General features: G+C 64.3%; 2 protein-coding genes and 1 riboswitch. Of the genes, one reads left to right on the forward strand and one right to left on the reverse strand.

What is annotated here, in order from left to right:
* Positions 1 to 402, reverse strand: a 402-nt coding sequence (locus EN969_RS31210; protein ID WP_164758667.1) for an ABC transporter ATP-binding protein, incomplete at its 3' end; no start/stop codon positions are given.
* Positions 403 to 566: 164 nt separating this feature from the next.
* A riboswitch (cobalamin riboswitch) is annotated at positions 567 to 774 on the reverse strand.
* A gap of 235 nt (positions 775 to 1,009) precedes the next feature.
* Here EN969_RS31210 and EN969_RS31215 point away from each other — a divergent pair.
* The coding region (locus EN969_RS31215; RefSeq protein WP_164758668.1) for an AraC family transcriptional regulator at positions 1,010 to 1,359 on the forward strand (350 nt) is incomplete at its 3' end.

The raw sequence follows: 1,359 nt of genomic DNA on the forward strand, positions 1-1,359 counted from the left end.
GCCAAGCAGCGGCAGCAGGCCGGTCCGGCGCAGCGCCTCGACGGCGATATCGCGTTCCTCGCGCCTGCGCCGCAGCCCGGCGTGCGGGACCCGGCCAAGCTCGACATAATCGATCACCGCCAGCCGCGGATCGGGCTGGTCGGTCTGGCCGACAACGGCGATATGCAGCGCCCGCTCGGCGGCCGAAATCCTGTCCAGCCCGCGTCCGCCAAGCTTCACCTCGCCGGAACTTGGCCGCAGCATGCCCGACAGCATGCGCAGCAGCGTCGTCTTGCCGGCGCCGTTGGGACCGATGATGGCAAGGCGATCGCCAGCGGCCACCGAGAAGCTGACCGCCTGGACCAGATTCCGCCCATTCGCCATGGCACAGAGGTCATGGGCTTCGAGAAGCGCTGCGCTCATCGGCTGCAGCCCGCCGGATTGCGGGGACGGCAAAGTGTGAGCATGGTGATGCGATGATCGATGGAGCCGTCCAACTTTCCGTCACTTTCCAAAACTGGCGACGGAAGGAAGCTGGCGAACCGGCCGACAAGGCCGGGATTCGCGTTTCCTCCCGGCACACCCCGTCCGGTCAACTCAGTGATGGCAGGTCTCCTGGCTCGCGGGTCGTTGCGCCATCCTGCCTTCCCAGCCTTGCCGGCCAGTGGCATTCACGGATTTTGCTCGCCGCTTACAGTTGCGGGGGCAGCCACGGCCTCGACCTGAACAGGCCTCACCGTGTTCCCTTTTCACCCCTCGCCTTTCGGCTCGGGGACCATCACCACTTCAGCGTAGATTTCCACCAAACGCTTCGCAATGGATTTCTCGGACGAAGTGGTGGGCCAGCTAAGGGAAACAGGCATTGCACGCTCACTTTATGTAATAACATAACATTCTTAGGAGATGACGCGGCCCGCTGTCAAGCGAAAGCCCATGGGATCGGCGCAGATTGCACGGAATGCGCAATTTCGATCAAACTGGCCGCGCCAGGAAACGCCAAGATGATCCGGCCAATGCGAAAAGGAGCCCCATGAACCCGACCGAGAAAGCGCTGTGGTTCGTCGAGAGCCATCTGCCGGAGGCGATCTCGCTTGACGATGTCGCGCAAAGCAGCGGCGTGTCGCGTTTTCATGTGACGCGCGCCTTCGGCGCCGCAACCGGCCGCTCGGTGATGGGTTACATGCGCTCACGCCGGCTGACCGAGGCGGCGCGCAAGCTGGCCGGCGGAGCGCCCGACATCCTCGTCGTCGCGCTCGACGCCGGCTACAACTCGCATGAGGCGTTCACCCGTGCCTTCCGCGATCAGTTCGGCACCACGCCGGAACTGGTGCGCGCGCAAGGCTCGACCAACAACCTCGACCTCGTGGAGCCGATCCTGAT

It is taken from the genome of Mesorhizobium sp. M7A.F.Ca.CA.003.01.2.1 (assembly GCF_003998945.1).
Lineage (GTDB): Bacteria > Pseudomonadota > Alphaproteobacteria > Rhizobiales > Rhizobiaceae > Mesorhizobium > Mesorhizobium ciceri.